Below are 17,899 nucleotides of genomic sequence, written 5' to 3' on the forward strand. Positions count from 1 at the left end.
TTTAGCGCGACGTGGCGGCGGACGAACCGCCTGCGCTACGGCCAGAACCATCCTTGGGCTTTTCCCCCGGCAACCGGACGGGCGTGCCATCCGACAGCTTGACGACGCCATCGGTCACGATCGTCTGGCCGGCGCTTATGCCGCCGGTGATTTCGACAAGACCGTTCTGGCGAAGGCCCGTCTCAACCTTCACCCGCTTCACCTTGTGATCCTCGACCACGAAGACATAGCGATCATCGCCATCGCCCACGATCGCCAGTTCGGGCACGCCAAGCGACTGGCGCTGGCGCGCAAGGATGGTGACGGTCAGCAACATGCCCGGTTTCAACGCACGGTCCGCATTGGGCAGGATGGCGCGCACCCGCACGGCCCGGGTTGCCGGGTCGATGACGGGGTCGATCGTCGCGATGATGCCGGTGACGGGACGATCCGGCCAGGCGGCGGAGACGGCCTTGATCGGTTGTCCTTGCGCGATCAGCGGCAGTCGCGTTTCGGGCACGGTGAAGTCGAGCTTGATGCGCGCGATGTCGCTGATCGTCGCGATCGGCGTTCCTGCCGTCACGATCGCGCCGACCGACACGGTCCGCAGGCTGAGATAACCGGAGAAGGGCGCGCGAATGACGCGATCACCAATCGAGGCACGGGAAAGCTGCGCGTTGGCGCGGGCGGCGTTAGCCAGCGCCACCTGCGAGTCCAGGCTGGCGCCGGTGGCAAAGCCACGCGCCTTCAATGCTTCTATGCGCTTCAACTGCTGTCCGGCCTGAAGCGCCTGCGCCTCCGCTGCCGCCAGTTCAGCTTTTTCCTGCCCCTGCGCCAGAGTGGCGATGACCTGGCCCTTCTGCACAAAGCCGCCATCGGCAAAGTTGAGGGAAGTGATCTTGTCCGTGACAGGCGCCGACAATATGACCTGTTCGTTGGCCAGCGCGGTACCCACCGCCTCAACCGCTTCGGTAAAGGTTTTGGCCGCAACGGGCGCGGCTTCGACCAGCGCGGCAGGGCGCGCCTTACGTTCTTCTTCCTTGCCGCATGCAGCCAGGGACAGAAGGATCATCAATAGCGGGAGGGAAGATCGCATGGAGACGCGCTAACCGGCCTTTCAGGGCGACGCAACAGAGGCATTTGTCGCAAAATGTAATCGCATGGTCGTGGAACGAACGCGGATCAGTTATCCGCCAGACGCGCGGCAAGCAAGAATTCGACATTGCCCTGTGGTCCGGTGATGGGGCTGGGTTCTATGCCCGCAACCCGCCAGCCCAAATCCTCAATCCATTGCCGCACATCGGCGCAGACGCGCGCATGGATGACGGGATCGCGAACGACGCCGCCTTTCCCCACTTCCTCGCGCCCCGCCTCGAACTGCGGTTTGATGAGCGCCACCAGCCACGCGCCCGGTGCTGCGAAGCTCAGGGGCCGTTCCAGCACCTTGGCCAGACCGATGAAGCTGGCGTCGCAGACGATGATGCCCACCGGTTCGGGTACATGATCGGCCGTCAGGATGCGGGCGCTGGTCTGTTCATGGACGACGACGCGCGGGTCCGAACGCAATTTCCACGCCAGCTGGTTGGTGCCGCTGTCCACCGCATAGACGCGCGCCGCCCCGTTGGTCAGCAACACATCGGTAAAGCCGCCGGTCGAACTGCCCACATCCATCGCGACAAGCCCTGTCGGGTCGATGGCGAAATGGTCGATGGCATGCGCCAGCTTGATGCCGCCGCGCGACACCCAGGGATGATCGCGCCCCCGCACCTCCAGCGGTGCATCCTGCGCCATCTGCTGCCCCGCCTTTTCCACCTTCCGGTCGACGGTGAAGACCAGACCCGCCAGGATCAGCGCCTGCGCGCGGGCGCGGCTCTCTGCCAGGCCGCGGTCCACCAGCAGCTGGTCAGCCCGTGCCTTGGCCATCAGCCGACCAGCCCGGTCAAAGTCGCGGGCGTCAATATCTGCGGCAACACCTGCGCCTGCTTACCCGGCGCGTACCAAAGGTAGAGCGGCACGCCCGAACGTCCCTGCCCTTCAAGAAAGCGGGTGATCGCCGGGTCGGCGCTGGTCCAGTCCCCCACCATGACCGTGACGCCGCCCTTGTCGAAGGCTTCCACTGTTTCCGCGCGATCGATGGCGGCGGCCTCGTTCGCCTTGCAGGTCAGGCACCAGTCGGCAGTGAAATAGAGGAAGACCGGTTTGTTGGCCGCGCGCAATTGCGCCAGCTTGGCTTCATTGAACGGGATGGCCGCATCCTCGACTGCCGCCACGGCGGGACGACTGGCGGGCAACAGGGCCATGCCCGCGACCAGCAATCCCAGTGCCGCCACAGCCGCCACGATCCATCCGCCACGCCCCCCGCGCTGACGGCTACCCAGCCACCAGAGCGCAAAGCCCAGACCCAGCGCGACCGCCATCCCCAGCGTCATTCCCGGTACGCCGCGCTGTTGCCCCAACAGCCATGCAAGACCCAGCGTGGTCGCGAACATCGGCAGCGACAAGAGCTTCTGAAGCCGTCCCATCCACGCGCCCGGTCGTGGCAACCGCCGACGCAGCGCGGGAATATAGGCCAGCAGCACGAACGGCAGCGCAAGCCCCAGACCCAGCCCTGCAAAGATCGCAAGCGCCGCCGCCAACGGCAGCACCAGCGCCGCACCCATCGCCGCACCCATGAACGGCCCGGTGCAGGGCGTCGCGACAAAGGCGACCAGCACGCCCGTCCAGAAAGACCCCAGCATCCCGCCCCGGCCAGCCAGCCCCTGCCCGCCGCCGAAGGTCGGCAACTCGAACAGCCCGGCCAGATTGAGCGCAATGGCCGTGACGAGCAGCAGCAGCAGCAGGATAACGCGCGGATCCTGCAACTGGAATGCCCAGCCCGCAGCCAGCCCCGCCGCGCGCAGACCCAGCAACAGCCCGCCTAACGCCAGGCAGGCGAGGATGACGCCCGCCGCATAGGCCAACGCCTCCCGCCGCACGGTCCGCTCGTCGCCGCCCGCCTTGGCAAGACTCAGCGCCTTGAGGCCCAGAATCGGGAAAACACAGGGCATGACGTTCAGCAACAACCCGCCCAGTATCGCGCCACCCAGCGCCAGCAATATGGTCGCGGCGACACTGGCCGAAGCTGTGGCGGGAATCGTGCCGGGGCTGGCAGTCAACAGGAACCCGCGATGATCGCCCGTCCGCAGCACCGCGTTGACCGGACCGGAGACACCCTTGCCCGCGTCCGTCTCTATCAGGATCTGATCTCCCTGCCGCACGGTCTTTTGCGGGGCCGCATAGTTGGCCAGCCCCTCCGTCAGCGGATAGAGATACAGGTCATCCGCCGCCGCATCCGCCGGAAAGGGTATGGCGACCCGCAGCCTGCGACCCTCGATCGCATAGCTGGCCGGCGTGCCCAGCGGCCGGGGCAAATGCGATCGCCAGCTATCGAAGGTCGCACGGTCCGCCGCGCCGATCGTGCCGTCCCCTACTGTCAGATCCAGCGATAATTCGCCCTGTTCCGGCACGCAGACCTGCCGGGTGCAGGCGAGCCACTCAGCACGCACGCGCACGGGCAGCCGGTCGCCTGGTTTCGCCGTCGCGGGCACGGTCAGCGTCGTCAGCACCGCATAGGGGCCTTCATAGACATAATTCATCAGGCTGGAAATCAGCAGCGTCTCGGGCACCGGATAGCGCAACGCCCCGACCTTCGCGCCGGGCGGCAGCGTCCAGTCGGCGGTCATGCCCAGCCCCGCATCGCCCGGATTTTCCCAATAGCCGTGCCAGCCCTGCTCGGGCGTCATCGAAAAGGCGATGGTGACGCTGCTGCCGGGTGCGGGCACCCTACTTTCAGCCACCAACCGCGCGGCGATATGCGGCGTGCTTCCGCTCCCGAACGCACCGCCCGATGGAGCAGATTGCTGCGCGCTGGCGGATGACAGGCAGACAAAGGCTGCAAGCGTCATCAGAAGGACATGAAAAATCCGCATCGGGCCTCTGTTCGGGTGAGTGCTAGCGGGCTAGGTCCGGGGGCGTTCGCCGTCAAGGTCGAGGAGTCTTTCGTTTCATGTTCCGTTCCGTCGCCGCCGCACTGATGCTGGCAACTGCCCTTCCTCTCCCCGTTCTGGCCCAGGGCACGCAACCCGCCACCGCACCGGCCGGACCGCCCAAGCTGATCGTCGCCATTTCGGTAGACCAGTTCTCGGCCGATCTGTTCAGCGAATATCGCTCGACCTTCGAAGGCGGCCTCAAGCGACTGACGCAAGGCGCGGTCTTCCCCCACGGTTATCAGAGCCACGCCGCGACAGAGACTTGCCCCGGCCACAGCACCATCCTGACCGGCAGCCGCCCATCGCGCACCGGCATCATCGCCAACACCTGGTTCGACCTGTCGACCGCGCGGGAGGACAAGGCCGTCTATTGTGCCGAGGATGAAAGCCAGCCGGGCAGCAACAGCGGCAATTATGTCGCCTCCCCCATTCACCTCAAAGTGCCGACGCTGGGTGGCCGCATGAAGATCGCCAATCCCGCGACCCGCGTCGTGTCGGTCGCGGGCAAGGATCGCGCGGCGATCATGATGGGCGGGCCGACCGCCGATCAGGTCTGGTGGCTTGGCGGACCGCAGGGCTATGTGAGCTATAAGGGCATCGCCATCCCGCCACTGGTCGCGAAGGTCAATGCGGAGCTTTCAGCACGCCTCGCCCGTCCAAGCGCAGGGATGGAATTACCACAACAGTGCGTGGCCAAGGATTTCGCCGTCAGCGTCGGCGGCGGCAAGACCGTGGGCAATGGCCGCTTCGCGCGCGAGGCCAATGACTTCAAGGGCTTCCGTATCTCGCCCGAGCAGGACGCAATGACGCTGGTACTCGCCGCCGGTGCGATCGAGAGCATGGCGCTGGGCAAGCAGGCTCAGACCGACATCATCTCGATCGGCTTGTCCGCGACCGATTATGTCGGCCACACCTATGGCACTGAGGGCACCGAAAGCTGCATCCAGGTCGCCCGGCTGGACCGCGAACTGGGCGCTTTTTTCGACCGTCTGGATAAGCAGGGCATCGATTATATGGTCGTGCTGACCGCCGACCATGGCGGCCATGACCTGCCCGAGCGGCAGCGCGAAAATGCCATGCCGGACGAAAGCCGCGCCGACGCAGCACTGACACCCAAGGCGCTGACGGCGGCGATTGCCGCGAAAACGGGTCTGACCGGGAAAAAATTGATCTGGGGCGATGGCCCGGCGGGCGACCTTTATATCGACAAGGGTCTCACCGCCGCCCAGCGCAAGGCGGTGGAAACAGAAGCCCTTCGCCTGTTGCGCGCCCACCCCCAGGTACAGGCGGTGCTGACCGGCGCCGAAATCGCAGCCACCCCCAGTCCATCCGGCCCACCCGAATATTGGAGCCTGCTGCAAAAGGCGCGCGCCAGCTATGACGCGCAGCGTTCAGGCGATCTGGTCTTGATGCTGAAGCCCGGCGTCACCCCGATCATCGATCCGACCAAGGGATCCGTCGCCACTCACGGCTCGCCCTGGGACAATGACCGGCGCGTGCCCATCCTCTTCTGGCGCAAGGCTATGCGTGGGTTCGAACAGCCGCGCGGCGTGGAAACGGTGGACATCCTGCCCACGCTGGCGGCGCAGATCGGCTTGCCGGTCGCAAAAAGCGAGATTGACGGACGTTGCCTCGACCTCATCCCGGGCGAAGGCGATAGCTGCGCGAAATAAAGGAACGGGTTGCGTCAGCCCCGCTCAGGCTGGCGCAACGAACGCCAGCCTGATTTCGGCGCGCAGCCCGCCTTCGGCCCGGTTGGCGAGGATGAGCTTCCCGCCCTCCTGCTTCACCGCCCGATCGACGATAGCAAGGCCAAGCCCAAGACCGCGGGTGTTGCGCTGACGCGCGGGGTCAAGGCGCGTAAAGGGCTTCAAGGCATCAGCCAGCCGCTGCTCGGGAATACCCGGACCATCGTCCTCGACCCGAATGACCACTTCCTCCCCCTCACGCGCCAGAAAGAGGCGCGCTCGCGTGCCATAATGTAGGGCATTCTCGACCAAATTGCTGACCGCGCGCCTTATGCTCATCGCCCGGATGACGACGTCCAGATGGTCGGGGCCATCATAGTCGGCATCCTGGTCCTGATCCTGGAAATTGTCGATGATAGTGGCCAGCATGACGGCCAGGTCGGTGTGAACCCGCGCCTCCGGATCGCGCTCGCCGCCCAGAAAGGCGAGGAGCGAATCGATCATCGCCGTCATCTCGCCAACATCCTGCGACATCGCGACACGCGGCCCCGTTTCGTCCAGTTCCTCCAGCCGCAATTGCAGCCGCGCCAATGGCGTGCGAAGGTCATGCCCGACCGCCGCCAGCGTTTCGGTCCGTTCCGCGATCAGGCGATGGATACGCTCCTGCATAACGTTGAAGGCGCGGATCAGATGTCGAATATCCTCCGTGCCCGCTTCCTGCACCTCGACCCTGTTCTGAAGGCCGATATGCTCGGTCGCATGCGCAAGTTCACGCAAGGGCGCCAGCGTCCGGCGGATGAGAAGCCCCCCCGCGAACAGCAGCGCCAGCACCGGAATGAGTGCAAGACCCATGCGGCCCAGCGTGAATTCCCATTTGCCGACCGCATGGTGCATCCCGAAATAGAGCCAACTGCCATCGGGCAGTTGCAGCCCCCCGTTGATTTCGGAATGGCGACCGGGCGAGGCCAGCCGCAGGCGCAGATTCGATTTGGCGAGCGAGGGTTCCCAAGCCAGGATCTGCCGCCGCATCTTGTCCAAATCCGGCGCAAGCGGCGGTGCAGGCAGTGACGCGGTCCAGTGGATTTCGTAGCGCCCGGTCGTCAGTTGCACCGCCATGGCGTGGCGCTCGTCACGCGGCGCTTCCTTCAACAGCTTGCGGGAAATGACCAGATGTTCGGCCAGCCGTTTGGCATCATCCTCCTGAAGCGAGAGGTGACTGGCACGTTCATAGATCAGCGTCCCGACCGCGAACTCCAGAACAAGCGTCAGCAGCAGGATGGCCATCAGGCGGCCCAGCAGCCCCAGCGAACTGCTGAAGCGACGGCTCAAGCGCGGCTGACCTCTGCATTGAACATATAGCCTACGCCCCGAACGGTCGTGATCGGCGCGGACGTTTCGCTGGTCGACAGCTTGCGGCGCAGGCGGCTGACCAGCACGTCGATGCTGCGGTCAGAACTATCCCCCATGCGTGTGCGCGACAGTTCGATCAGCCGTTCGCGGGCGATGACGCGCTGCGGATGGCCAAGGAAGCTGCCGAGCAGGTCGAACTCCGCCCCGGTCAACTCGACCACCGCGCCGCTGGGCGAGCGCAGTTCGCGACGGGGGAAATTGACGGTCCAGCCGGCAAAGCGTGCTTCGCTGTCCCGCGTCTCTTCCGGGCCGCGCTCAAGCCCTGCACGGCGCAGAATAGCGCGAATGCGGGCGATCAACTCCCGGGTGCCAAAAGGCTTGGCCAGATAATCGTCGGCGCCCAGTTCCAGCCCGACGATCCGGTCCGTCTCGCTGCCCCTGGCGCTGATGAAGATGATCGGCACGTCGCTCTTGCGCCGGATCTGGCGGCACAGGTCGATGCCGTTGGTGCCAGGCAGCATGACGTCCAGCACGACCAGGTCGACCGGGCCAGCGTCGAACGCCACCCACATTTCCGGGCCGGATGACGCAGGGCGCACCGCATAACCATGTTCCTGGAGCGCGCGGGCCGTCAGCGTCCGCAGCGGTGGATCGTCCTCGACCAGGATGATGGATGGCGCGGTCACAGGCGGAGTGTTGCCGATTGGAAATATTGCATGGCACAAGAGATAGTTGTCACCCACCCACCGGTCAACCGATGGGGTGCCCGAAGCTGCCGCAACGCAACCGCAGCAACAATTTGTCATGTTTTGGATATGCGGACGCCCGGACCGTCACCGGTCCGGGCGTCCTTTTCACGTTAGAACCATCAATCAGAAGGCCGCGGTGAGCGAGAAGACCACCTTGCCCCGTGCGATCGACGAACCGTCCGCGTCGGAGAAGTTGGGACGGATGTAGTTTTCCTCGATTCGGGCGATATCGGTATCGACATAGGCGACACCTACCGTCAGCGGCGTACCTGGAACGGCGACGTCCGCGCCGACCAGCCAGTCGAGATATTTGCCAGTGGGGGCGAGGCTGGTGCCGTTCGGGCCAAGGCCGGAATTACCGTTCGACCAGCCCAGATGCGCCTTCAGCGTGACCGGCGTGCTAGGCACGCTGCCGCTGACATCAGCCCAGACGTAGAAATTGTCTTCCTTGTCGCCCGGATTAGCGATGGTGCAAGCCGCATCGCTGCACCATTTGCCCAGTGCCTGCTGCTTGGGAGCATAGGCAACGCCGACCAGACCCTTTACCGGACCGACCTGGCTGGACAGCTTCACATAGGGTTCAGCGAAATCGGTCTTGTCGGCGCCGCTTGGATACATGTACCAGGTCAGGCCGATATCCAGCGTCGCGGCGCCCAGCGGAATGGCGTAACCGCCGAACAGGTCGAGTTCCATATTGGAGCCGCCGAACGTGCCCCAGCCAGACAGGTTGGATGCCCAGGTGCCCGCATAGACGCCGCTTTCATGGGTAACGGTGATGCCGCCCTGAACGGCCATGCCCTTGTCGGTCTGCGACACACCACGGAAGCGATAGTCGGACACGAGGCCGACGCTGCCCGATACTGTGATGGGACCAGCAGGTTCTTCCTGCGCGAAGGCCGGTGCGCTGGAAAGGAGTGCCAGTGCGGCGGCAGCAATTTTATAATTCATGAACATTCCCCTTTTGGAAAGAATGTTCCGTCCTGCGGCCAGCTAATCTCGAAATCTCGTTCCGGCTTCGAATATCGGCGGCTGACATCGGGATATTTCGCCCGGCTCGCTGTTGCAATGCACTTTTGTTGCACCTGCTAACAATGCCGGGCGGCTGTGGCATATAGCGCACGGTTTATTTCTAATATATTTCTGTATTATGTCTATTTGTAAATAGAAGGCCCGCGACCGGGCAGGTCGCGGGCCTCCAAAGGCGCTTCAGTTTGGTTCAGGATCAATGCGCGGCGAGTTGCTGCATCCGTCCCGTAGCGCCGAAAAGTTCGACCGGGCCGCCCGCATTGCGGCGGCGATCGACCCATTCACGCACCATTTCCGCGCAAGTATGATCGATATGGGACAGCCGCTCGACATTGAGGATGACCGGGCCAGCTGCGGGCAGCGATTCCAGCTTGGCCGACAGCTTGGGCAGGCTGAGGAAGGTGGCGGTGCCGTTCAGCGACACTTCATGCGCATCACCCGACGGCCCGTCCTCCATCTTCAGGCGCAGTTGGCGCAGATGGGGCAGCATCTCGATCAGCGACAGGCCGATACCCACCAATACGCCGGTCAGCAGGTCGGTCGCGACCACCGTGATGAGCGTTGCGGCCCATACGATCGCGGGCAACGGGCCATAGCGGTGCAGCAAGTGACGGACATGATCCACACTAACCAGCCGCACGCCAGTCACGACCAGGATACCGGCCAGCGCCGCCATCGGGATTTCCCGCAGCAACCAGGGCAGCAGCGCAACAAAGGCCAGGATCCAGGCACCGTGCATCATGGTTGACAGACGGGTCTTGCCGCCAGCCTGGACGTTGGCCGAACTGCGAACGATAACACCCGTCATCGGCAGCGCGCCAGCCGCGCCGCACAGCACGTTGCCTACGCCCTGCGCCCAGAGTTCCTTATTATAGTTAGTCCGCACACCATCATGCATACGATCGACCGCTGCGGCCGACAGCAATGTCTCGGCACTGGCGATGAAGGCGATGGCAATGGCCGTGGTCAGGATGGCCGGATTCATCATCTGCGCGATCCAGCCCTGTTCGGGCAGGGTCACGGCCGCAACGATGCTTTCCGGCACAACGACTCGCGCGACCGATAAACCGAGGGCGAAAGCGACGATCGTTGCCAGCACGACGCCGACCAGCGCTCCAGGCACCAGACGAAGCTGCGCGGGACGGAATTTCTCCCACCCCAGCATACCGCCGATCGTGACAAGACCGACGGCGAAGGCAGTCGCCGCATCCTGATTGCTGAGGCCGAAAAGCTGGCCGGGCATCGCAATGAGGTTGGCAAGGCCGCTCGCCAGCGGCTTGTCGTCAAACAGAACATGGAACTGACCGACGACGATCAGCACGCCGATCCCCGCGAGCATCCCATGGACGACCGCCGGGGAAATGGCGCGAAACCAGCCGCCGACGCGCGCAACACCCGCCACAACCTGAATCAGGCCTGCCAGCATCAATATCGGTCCCAGGGCCGAAAGCCCCTGTTCCCGCACGATTTCGAAGACGATGACCGCAAGGCCCGCGGCAGGACCACTGACCTGAAGGGGCGATCCCGCCAGCGCACCGACGACGATGCCGCCGATGATGCCGGTGATCAGTCCCTTCTCGGGCGGCACGCCGGACGCGATGGCGATACCCATGCACAGCGGCATCGCCACCAGGAAAACGACGATGGAGGCCGTGAAATCACGGCTGAAATTTGCCGTTAAACCTTTGAACATCCAGGTTACTCCGCCGCCTGGGCATAGCCCAGGTCGGCTGCCAGACGCTGGCCATGGGGCAGCGCGACGGGCAGCGGCGCATCTTCACGCAGCGGCATGAAACGACCTGTCGCGCCATCAAGGCCCAGCACCAGGCCGGCATGGATATCAACGTACCAGCCATGCAGCGCGATCTCGCCCCGCGCGATACCCGACGCGACCGAGGGGTGGGTCCGCAGATGGGCCAGCTGGACAACGATATTTTCCAGCGTAACCGCGTGTATCTTTTCCTTGTCGGTCAGATCCGCTGAGTAGCTTTCACGCGCCACCTTTTGCGCGGCATGGGAATGGCGCAACCAGGCGGCAACATTGGGCATGGACGCCAGTGCTTCTTCATGGACCAGCGCCTTCATCGCGCCGCAATCGCTGTGACCGCACACGATGATGTCGCGTACACCCAGCGCCATGACCGCATATTCAACCGTGGACGATACGCCGCCGTTCATGTTGGTATAGGGCGGCACGATGTTGCCAGCGTTGCGACATACGAACAGATCGCCAGGATCAGCCTGCATGATATGTTCGGGGACGACGCGCGAATCCGCGCAGGAAATCATCAGCGCCTTGGGGCTTTGCCCGTCACTGGCGAGGCGGTTGTAGAGTACGCTCTGGTTCGGGAAGACATGCTTCTCGAAGCTGAATACGCGACCGATCAGTTCGTTCATGGCATCGTTCCTAAATTGGTGAACCCGGCAGAGGACAGCCGGGTCATTGAAAACCAATTTACAGGAGCGCCTTTGCTGCAGCGCAGCGCTTTTGTTAAATAATGTGTCTGGAATGAACGGGCCGTTCAGCCCCGGCCTGCGAGCCGAGCCATATCGCCGGTCAAGCGTGCTCGACGGCCGCGCTGAACATATATCCCACGCCCCTGACCGTCACGATCGGCGCGGCAATCTTTCCGTGAGCCAACTTGCGACGCAGCCGGCTGATCAGCACATCGACGCTGCGATCCGACGATTCGGTGCCGCGCGATCCCGACATTTCCATCAGTCGCTCCCGCGCAATGATGCGCTGTGGCTGATCCGAAAGTACCGTCAAAAGATCGAATTCCGCGCCGGTCAGGGCCACAGACTCACCTGCGGGGTCCCGCAATTCACGACGTGTAAAGCTGATGTGCCAGCCATCGAAGCGCGCCTCCTGCCGCCGACGAACCGGCACCTGTGCGTCCCCTCGCCCCCGGCGCAACACAGCGCGCAGCCGCGCCAGCAGTTCGCGCGTCGAATAGGGCTTGGACAGGAAATCGTCGGCACCCAGTTCCAGGCCGACCACCCGGTCAACCTCCGTACTATTGGTGCCCACCAGTATGATGGGAACATTGCTGCGCTCGCGCAGTGCGCGACAAAGGTCCATGCCTTGCGGACCGCGCATCGCCGTATCAAGTACGACTGCGCTTACGTCCACATCATCGACCGCCTGCCACAGATCGTCGGCGGACATCGCATTGAGGGTACGAAAACCGCTATCCTCCAGCGTTTCACGGAGCAGCGCCCGTAAATCGGGCTGCCCTTCGGCTAGCAGGACGACGGGCGCAGCCATCATCGGTTCTCGGTCCGTAAACCAATGACCATCGGCCGGCCGGGGTGGCCGGGGCCTGGGAATTCGGCGCCTGAGAATGAAGATGGAAACATTGCGCGCATATCCTAGGCGGGCGGGGAGGATCGGGCAATGATCTACCCGGCGAGTCTGTCTCCGCCATTCGCCTATGGTAACAAACTATTGCTGTCGCGTCAGTTGTGCAGCGCAAACAGCGGTATCGACTGGGTCAGCGACGCCAGGCCCCCGCCAAGATCGGCAATCACCGCCGCCAGCCACCGCGCGTCCTCTGCCGCCCGATGCCGCGTCTGGACCATGGCGTCGGCATGATCGATCGCGCGCGCAATATGCATTTCGCCTACCCGCAATTCTTCCATCACGCTGGAGACATGGTCGATGGTGAGCGCTGCCCCGTCCCCCGCCGCCGCGGCAAGCGTGTCGAGCCAATATTGGTCGATCAGGCTGTCAGCCACCAGCCGATGCCCCTCGACCGCCGCCCGCAGTTCGGCCAGCACCTGCGCCGCCTCAACGCCATCGCGGGCGATCCCCTCACGGCTGAGGCCATGCAGCGCCTGCGCGCGCGCGGTCCAATCCCATCCCTGCCAATCGCGATGCGGCCGGATCAACCAGCTACGGCTTGTGATAGCGCCCGCCTCAATCCCGGCAATTCCCACTTCTATGGGATAGGATCGACCATGCCGGGGAAGACAAGACGCCTCGAAATCAATCGTTATGATGCTCAAGACCTGCTCTCCTTCATGCAGACTCGCACGGCCTGTCCTGTTCGCCCTTTTCGGCCCGAACTGTTGCAGGGCGATGTCATGCATGATTGACTAAAGGCTCGCGCTGCGATTTATCGGCAGGCGGGGGCTGCGATCCTCCCTTCAGGCGCAAGCCCAAGAATCGCGTCCGATTATGCAAAGGACGCTGCATGTCTGTTCGAATCCTGTCGCTCTCCATCCTCCTGCTTTCAGTCCCTTTGGTGGCCAACGCTCAGGAAAAGCAGGAAAAGGAAGACGGCCTCGTCCTGACCGGCAGCAGCCGCCTGCGCTACGAAGTTATCGATGGACAGGCGCGAACCGGGTTCGACAGCCACGACAGCCTGATGAATATCCGCACCCAGATCGCGGCTATCTATAATGCAGGCGGGGTACGTATTGGCACGGAACTGTTCGACAGCCGCGCCTATGGCGCCGACGCGGGCACGCCCCTCTCTACGAACGAAGTCAACGCGCTGGAATTGGTGCAAGCTTATGTCGCCGCCGACCTGTCCTTTGGCCAAGGGCACCAGCTCACGCTAACAGCGGGGCGGATGATGCTGAACCTTGGCTCGCGGCGACTGGTGGCTGCGGATGATTATCGCAACACCACCAACGGCTATACCGGCCTGCGCGCGGACCTGCGCGCGATGGACGGTGTACGCGGCACGTTTATCTACATGTTGCCGCAGAGCCGGCGACCGGATGACGCCATAGCCTTGCGCGACAACAAGGTGGTCGTCGATCGGGAAGGGTTCGACCAGGTTTTGTGGGGTGGCCTGTTGTCAAAGGACAAAGCGCTCGGCCCCGCCATGCTCGAACTGTCCTTCTTTCATCTGGGTGAACGCGATGGACCGGCCCGCCCCACACGTAACCGGTCACTGAACACGATGGGCGCGCGGATCATCGCCGAACCACTGGCGGGGCGCTTCGATTTCGAAGTGGAGGCGCTTTATCAGCACGGGCATGTGAACCGCAGCCTCGCCGCCGATGCGGCACGGCACGCGGTCAGCGCGACCTTCCTCCACGCAGATGTCGGATACAGTTTTGGCGGACGATGGAAGCCACGCCTGTCGATCGAGATCGACCGGGCGAGCGGCGACAAGGCTGGCGGGCGCTTTGGCCGCTTCGATCCGTTGTTCGGCATGCGCCGCGCCGACCTGGCGCCATCAGGCCTCTATAACGCCATCACCCGCACCAACATCCTGACGCCCGGCGTGCGGATAGAAGCAAGCCCCGGCAAACGTCTGGACGGTTTCATCACCTATCGCGCGATGTGGCTGGCGTCGGATGAGGATAGCTTCGCCACGACCGGCGTGCGCGACGCCAGCGGTCAATCCGGGGATTTTGCCGGGCATCAGATGGAGGGGCGCATCCGCTGGTGGCTGGTGCCAAAGCGGTTGCGCGTGGAATATAGCGGCGTGCTGCTCGCCAAAGGTCGCTTTCTCCGCGAAGCGCCTAATGCTCCGCCGGGGCGCTGGACCCGCTATAATTCATTCAACCTGACCGCCAGTTTTTGAGCGGCAATCAACGGCGGGCATCGGCGGCGCGCTTGAGGCCCTGTAGCTGCTGACCCAACACCCTATCGACCGCGCTGGCCAATTTGCCCGTCCCGCCGCGCACATAGCCCCCCACGACATAGGTCATGTCGATCCGCGTTCCCCCCGCACCCAGCGGTTTCAGCGTGAAGGTCAGCGTTCCGGTCACTGCCTCGGCCTGAAGCGGTCCCAGGCTACCGACGAGCCGAAGGGTGCGCCCCGGAGCAGCATGGATGACGCGGGCATGTTCGACTGAGCCTGCGAACAAGCCATCCTTCGCCGGCAACACCTCGCAAAAACAGCCGCCGATACGCGCATCCAGCGTCATATTGCGCGCATCGCCGCTATAGCTGTGATCGCTATTCCACCAGCGGCCTGGCTGCTGCAACAGGGCATAGATGGCTACGGAGTCTGCGGCGACATCAACGCCCTGCTCTATCGCGAAGCCGTCCTGCTGCTGCGCGGTCACGGTGGCCAGCCCGGCTGCGGGCCAGACCAGTGCTACCAGCATCAGTATTGGATAGCGCATGATCCCCTCCCGTTTTACGGCGAGAGAGGATTATAGCGTCAGGCGCGTGGGCCGTCCAATATGGCCGCGATGGATGTGCTCACATCTTCCATATCCGCCATTCCATCGACCCGGGACACGATGCCGCGCGCTTCATAGATCGGCAGGATAGGCGCGGTCTTGCCGCGATATTCGGCCATGCGGGTCCGTACCGTTTCTTCATTGTCGTCGGGGCGACGCTTGAATTCATGCCCATGACACTTGTCGCATTCGCCCTCGATCTTGGGCTGTTTGAATATATCATGATAACCCGCGCCGCAGGTGGCGCAGGTGAAGCGCCCGGTGATACGCTCGACCAGCGCATCCTCGTCCACTTCCAGTTCGATCACATGATCGAGCGTCCGGTTGCGATCCGACAGGATGGTGTCGAGTGACCGGGCCTGTTCCTGCGTCCGGGGATAACCATCGAAGATCACGCCGGTTTCGGGTGCCAGATCATCCAGCGCTTCGCCGATGATGCCCGACACGACCTCGTCGGGCACCAGCGCGCCCGCTTCCATCAATGCCTTGGCTTGCAGGCCGACTGGCGTTCCCGCCTTTACGGCCGCCCGCAGCATGTCCCCGGTCGAAAGCTGGACCATGCCGCGACTGTCAACCAGCCGCGTCGCCTGCGTTCCCTTACCAGCGCCCGGAGGGCCAAGCAGGATGATGTTCATGCGCGCAATACTCCCCTGTTCTGCGCTTCGTATACGTGCTGAATGCCCCTCCTTAGCGGAGGCGGCCCTTCAACTTGGCCTTCTTGATGAGATCGCCATATTGATGGGCCAGCAGATGGCTTTGAATCTGCGTCACCGTATCGACCGTAACATTGACCACGATCAACAGGCTAGTGCCACCAAGGTAGAATGGAATTCCCGCCCGGGCGATGGCGAACTCCGGCACCAGACAGATGAACGCCAGATAGGCGGCGCCGATCACGGTGATGCGCGTCAGCACGTAGTCGAGATACAGCTCGGTATTCTTGCCCGGACGGATGCCGGGAACGAAGCCCCCATTGCGCTTCAGATTGTCCGCCGTCTCTTCCGGATTGAACACGACCGCGGTGTAGAAGAAGCAGAAGAAGACGATACCAAGACCATAAAGGCCCATATAGACCGGGCTGCCGTGCGACAGATACTGATTGATCGTCAGCACGAGGTCGCCAAAGCGGCTCTCGCCCGCCACCGTCTGACCCGCGAATTGCGAAATGGTGAGCGGCATCAGCAACAGCGACGATGCAAAGATCGGCGGGATGACGCCAGCGGTGTTGACCTTCAGCGGCAGATGGCTGCGATCGGCCTGCATGATACCCTGGCGCGTCTGGCGCTTGGGATATTGGATCAGCACCCGGCGCTGCGCCCGCTCCATGAAGCAGATGAAGGCGATAAGACCAAAGCCCAGCACGATGACCGCAAAAATCAGCAAGCCCGAAATCGCGCCGGTGCTGCCCGACTTGAACAGGTTGCTCAGCGTCACCGGCAACTGGGCGACGATACCCGCCATAATGATAAGCGAAACGCCGTTGCCGATGCCCCGCGAAGTGATCTGCTCACCCAGCCACATCAGGAACATGGTGCCGCCGATCAGCGAAATGACCGCCGCCACGCGGAACAGCATGCCCGGATCGACGACCGCCTGCACGCCCGATTGCGCGCCATAGCTTTCAAGGCCGACGGCGATGAAATAGCCCTGGATGGCAGTCAGGCCGACCGTGCCATAGCGGGTATACTGGTTGAGTTTCTTGCGCCCGCTTTCGCCTTCCTTCTTGATGGCGGCGAGTTGCGGCGAGAGCGACGAGGCAAGCTGCACCACGATCGACGCGGTGATATAAGGCATGACGCCGAGCGCGATGAGGCTCATACGCTCCAGGCTGCCGCCCGAGAAGGTATTGAAGATATCCAGAACGCCGCCCCGCGTCTGGCTGTATAGCTGCGACAGGGCCGTCGGATCGACGCCCGGCAACGGCACGAAGCTCAGGAAGCGGAACACGATCAAGGCGCCAAAGGTGAACCACAGGCGCTTCTTGAGATCAGTCGCCTGGCTGAACTTAGCCAGGCTGAGATTGGATGCTAGCTGGTCGGCTCTCGATGCCATTACCTTACCTTCAAATCACGCGCGAGTCCGACCGATCGGACCGGAATCGCTCCCCATTAACGGCGTCGGGCCGTCATGTCGAACGGAGTATGCACTAGAGCGATTTCCAGGCGGAAGGAAAGGATGTTCCGCAAAGCCCATCATTCGATGGTTCGAAAATCGCCATGCACACAAATTAATCTGGCGTTCCGTGCCGATCCGGGCGGAACCCGCCGCACTATCGACAGGCTCCTGAAAATCGACAGGTTCCTGAAACACGCAACCCCGCTGGCCCATATCGGGCAGCGGGGTTGGTGTTACAAGTCCATCGAACGGCGATTAGCCCTTCTTGGCGGCCTTCGCGGCCTTGACAGTGCCCTTCTTGGCCTTCGCCTTTTCGGCTGCAGGCACAACATGGATCACGTCGACCTTGCCGCCAGCCTTCTCGACGGCTTCGATCGCGCCCTTCGACGCACCGGCCACGGAGAAGCTGACCTTGGCAGTCAATTCGCCCTTGCCCAGCAGGCGCACGCCGTCCTTGCCGCCGCGCAGCAGGTTCGCCGCCTTCAGCGTTGCCTGATCAAGCGTCGCCTTGGCATCCAGCTTGCCATCGTCAATCGCCTTCTGGACAGCGCCCAGGTTCACGATCGCATAATCCTTGGCGAAGATGTTGTTGAAACCACGCTTCGGGATACGCATGTGGAGCGGCATCTGGCCACCCTCGAAGCCGTTGATGCTGACGCCCGAGCGTGCCTTGGCACCCTTCTGGCCGCGACCAGCGGTCTTGCCCTTGCCCGAGCCGATGCCGCGTCCGACGCGCATCCGGCCCTTGCGGGCGCCATCATTGTCCTTGATGTCGTTCAGTTTCATATCGTGCACTCGCTTTCGCTTTGTTCGC

At 63.2% G+C, this 17,899-nt stretch carries 16 protein-coding genes; 2 read left to right on the forward strand and 14 right to left on the reverse strand.

Features of this window, described 5'->3' with window-relative positions; all coding sequences use genetic code 11:
• Position 1: 1 nt before the first annotated feature.
• From WFR25_RS00575 to WFR25_RS00585, 3 genes are all read right to left on the reverse strand, one after another.
• Positions 2-1,075: an efflux RND transporter periplasmic adaptor subunit gene (locus WFR25_RS00575; protein ID WP_336967534.1), complete on the reverse strand. Its 1,074-nt coding sequence runs from the start codon at positions 1,073-1,075 to the stop codon at positions 2-4.
• An 86-nt stretch (positions 1,076-1,161) separates the two neighbouring features.
• Positions 1,162-1,902, reverse strand: a complete 741-nt coding sequence (locus WFR25_RS00580; protein ID WP_336967536.1) for a TlyA family RNA methyltransferase — start codon at positions 1,900-1,902, stop codon at positions 1,162-1,164.
• Positions 1,902-3,947, reverse strand: a complete 2,046-nt coding sequence (locus WFR25_RS00585) for a protein-disulfide reductase DsbD family protein (RefSeq protein WP_336967540.1) — start codon at positions 3,945-3,947, stop codon at positions 1,902-1,904. The genes WFR25_RS00580 and WFR25_RS00585 overlap by 1 nt, the downstream gene beginning before the upstream one ends.
• A 77-nt stretch (positions 3,948-4,024) precedes the next feature.
• Between WFR25_RS00585 and WFR25_RS00590 the strand changes: the two genes are divergently transcribed.
• Positions 4,025-5,680, forward strand: a complete 1,656-nt coding sequence (locus tag WFR25_RS00590) for an alkaline phosphatase family protein (RefSeq protein WP_336967541.1) — start codon at positions 4,025-4,027, stop codon at positions 5,678-5,680.
• Between the two features lie 24 nt (positions 5,681-5,704).
• Here the strand turns inward: WFR25_RS00590 and WFR25_RS00595 are convergent, their stop codons facing one another.
• The 7 genes from WFR25_RS00595 to WFR25_RS00625 form a co-directional block, all read right to left on the reverse strand.
• Entirely contained in the window at positions 5,705-6,979 is a 1,275-nt protein-coding gene (locus WFR25_RS00595; RefSeq protein WP_336974535.1) for an ATP-binding protein, read from the reverse strand.
• 41 nt (positions 6,980-7,020) lie between these two features.
• Entirely contained in the window at positions 7,021-7,731 is a 711-nt protein-coding gene (locus WFR25_RS00600; protein WP_336967543.1) for a response regulator transcription factor, read from the reverse strand.
• 186 nt (positions 7,732-7,917) lie between these two features.
• Complete coding sequence (locus WFR25_RS00605; protein ID WP_336967544.1) at positions 7,918-8,748, reverse strand: TorF family putative porin; 831 nt, start codon at positions 8,746-8,748, stop codon at positions 7,918-7,920.
• A 268-nt stretch (positions 8,749-9,016) separates the two neighbouring features.
• A complete protein-coding gene (locus WFR25_RS00610; RefSeq protein ID WP_336967546.1) occupies positions 9,017-10,513 on the reverse strand; it encodes a SulP family inorganic anion transporter in 1,497 nt (498 codons plus the stop codon).
• Between the two features lie 5 nt (positions 10,514-10,518).
• A complete protein-coding gene (locus tag WFR25_RS00615; protein ID WP_336967548.1) occupies positions 10,519-11,217 on the reverse strand; it encodes a carbonic anhydrase in 699 nt (232 codons plus the stop codon).
• A 160-nt stretch (positions 11,218-11,377) separates the two neighbouring features.
• On the reverse strand, positions 11,378-12,088 hold the full coding sequence (locus WFR25_RS00620) for a response regulator transcription factor (protein ID WP_336974537.1): 711 nt from the start codon (positions 12,086-12,088) through the stop codon (positions 11,378-11,380).
• A gap of 191 nt (positions 12,089-12,279) precedes the next feature.
• Entirely contained in the window at positions 12,280-12,828 is a 549-nt protein-coding gene (locus WFR25_RS00625) for a 3'-5' exonuclease (protein WP_336967549.1), read from the reverse strand.
• A 188-nt stretch (positions 12,829-13,016) separates the two neighbouring features.
• Here WFR25_RS00625 and WFR25_RS00630 point away from each other — a divergent pair, with 188 nt between their 5' ends.
• Positions 13,017-14,363, forward strand: a complete 1,347-nt coding sequence (locus tag WFR25_RS00630) for an alginate export family protein (RefSeq protein ID WP_336967551.1) — start codon at positions 13,017-13,019, stop codon at positions 14,361-14,363.
• 7 nt (positions 14,364-14,370) lie between these two features.
• Here WFR25_RS00630 and WFR25_RS00635 read toward each other — a convergent pair whose 3' ends face one another.
• The 4 genes from WFR25_RS00635 to rplO all read right to left on the reverse strand — a co-directional run bounded on the left by WFR25_RS00635 (position 14,371) and on the right by rplO (position 17,871).
• Complete coding sequence (locus WFR25_RS00635; protein ID WP_336967554.1) at positions 14,371-14,910, reverse strand: SRPBCC family protein; 540 nt, start codon at positions 14,908-14,910, stop codon at positions 14,371-14,373.
• 38 nt (positions 14,911-14,948) lie between these two features.
• Complete coding sequence (locus WFR25_RS00640; protein WP_336967555.1) at positions 14,949-15,605, reverse strand: adenylate kinase; 657 nt, start codon at positions 15,603-15,605, stop codon at positions 14,949-14,951.
• Positions 15,606-15,657: 52 nt separating this feature from the next.
• Positions 15,658-17,022 carry a preprotein translocase subunit SecY gene (gene secY / locus WFR25_RS00645; RefSeq protein WP_336967557.1) on the reverse strand — a complete coding sequence of 455 codons (1,365 nt, stop codon included), beginning with the start codon at positions 17,020-17,022 and terminating at the stop codon, positions 15,658-15,660.
• A 318-nt stretch (positions 17,023-17,340) separates the two neighbouring features.
• A complete protein-coding gene (gene rplO / locus WFR25_RS00650) occupies positions 17,341-17,871 on the reverse strand; it encodes a 50S ribosomal protein L15 (RefSeq protein ID WP_336974540.1) in 531 nt (176 codons plus the stop codon).
• Positions 17,872-17,899 lie beyond the last annotated feature (28 nt).

It is taken from the genome of Sphingobium aromaticiconvertens (genome assembly GCF_037154075.1).
Taxonomy (GTDB): Bacteria; Pseudomonadota; Alphaproteobacteria; order Sphingomonadales; family Sphingomonadaceae; genus Sphingobium; species Sphingobium aromaticiconvertens.

Excerpts from the sequence above, each read along its gene's own strand:
- WFR25_RS00575 (WP_336967534.1), bottom strand. The coding sequence starts at position 1,075 with ATGCGATCTTCCCTCCCGCTATTGATGATCCTTCTGTCCCTGGCTGCA.
- WFR25_RS00580 (WP_336967536.1), bottom strand. The coding sequence starts at position 1,902 with ATGGCCAAGGCACGGGCTGACCAGCTGCTGGTGGACCGCGGCCTGGCA.
- WFR25_RS00585 (WP_336967540.1), bottom strand. The coding sequence starts at position 3,947 with ATGCGGATTTTTCATGTCCTTCTGATGACGCTTGCAGCCTTTGTCTGC.
- WFR25_RS00590 (WP_336967541.1), top strand. The coding sequence starts at position 4,025 with ATGTTCCGTTCCGTCGCCGCCGCACTGATGCTGGCAACTGCCCTTCCT.
- WFR25_RS00595 (WP_336974535.1), bottom strand. The coding sequence starts at position 6,979 with ATGGCCATCCTGCTGCTGACGCTTGTTCTGGAGTTCGCGGTCGGGACG.
- WFR25_RS00605 (WP_336967544.1), bottom strand. The coding sequence starts at position 8,748 with ATGTTCATGAATTATAAAATTGCTGCCGCCGCACTGGCACTCCTTTCC.
- WFR25_RS00610 (WP_336967546.1), bottom strand. The coding sequence starts at position 10,513 with ATGTTCAAAGGTTTAACGGCAAATTTCAGCCGTGATTTCACGGCCTCC.
- WFR25_RS00615 (WP_336967548.1), bottom strand. The coding sequence starts at position 11,217 with ATGAACGAACTGATCGGTCGCGTATTCAGCTTCGAGAAGCATGTCTTC.
- WFR25_RS00620 (WP_336974537.1), bottom strand. The coding sequence starts at position 12,088 with ATGGCTGCGCCCGTCGTCCTGCTAGCCGAAGGGCAGCCCGATTTACGG.
- WFR25_RS00630 (WP_336967551.1), top strand. The coding sequence starts at position 13,017 with ATGTCTGTTCGAATCCTGTCGCTCTCCATCCTCCTGCTTTCAGTCCCT.
- WFR25_RS00635 (WP_336967554.1), bottom strand. The coding sequence starts at position 14,910 with ATGCGCTATCCAATACTGATGCTGGTAGCACTGGTCTGGCCCGCAGCC.
- WFR25_RS00640 (WP_336967555.1), bottom strand. The coding sequence starts at position 15,605 with ATGAACATCATCCTGCTTGGCCCTCCGGGCGCTGGTAAGGGAACGCAG.
- secY (WP_336967557.1), bottom strand. The coding sequence starts at position 17,022 with ATGGCATCGAGAGCCGACCAGCTAGCATCCAATCTCAGCCTGGCTAAG.
- rplO (WP_336974540.1), bottom strand. The coding sequence starts at position 17,871 with ATGAAACTGAACGACATCAAGGACAATGATGGCGCCCGCAAGGGCCGG.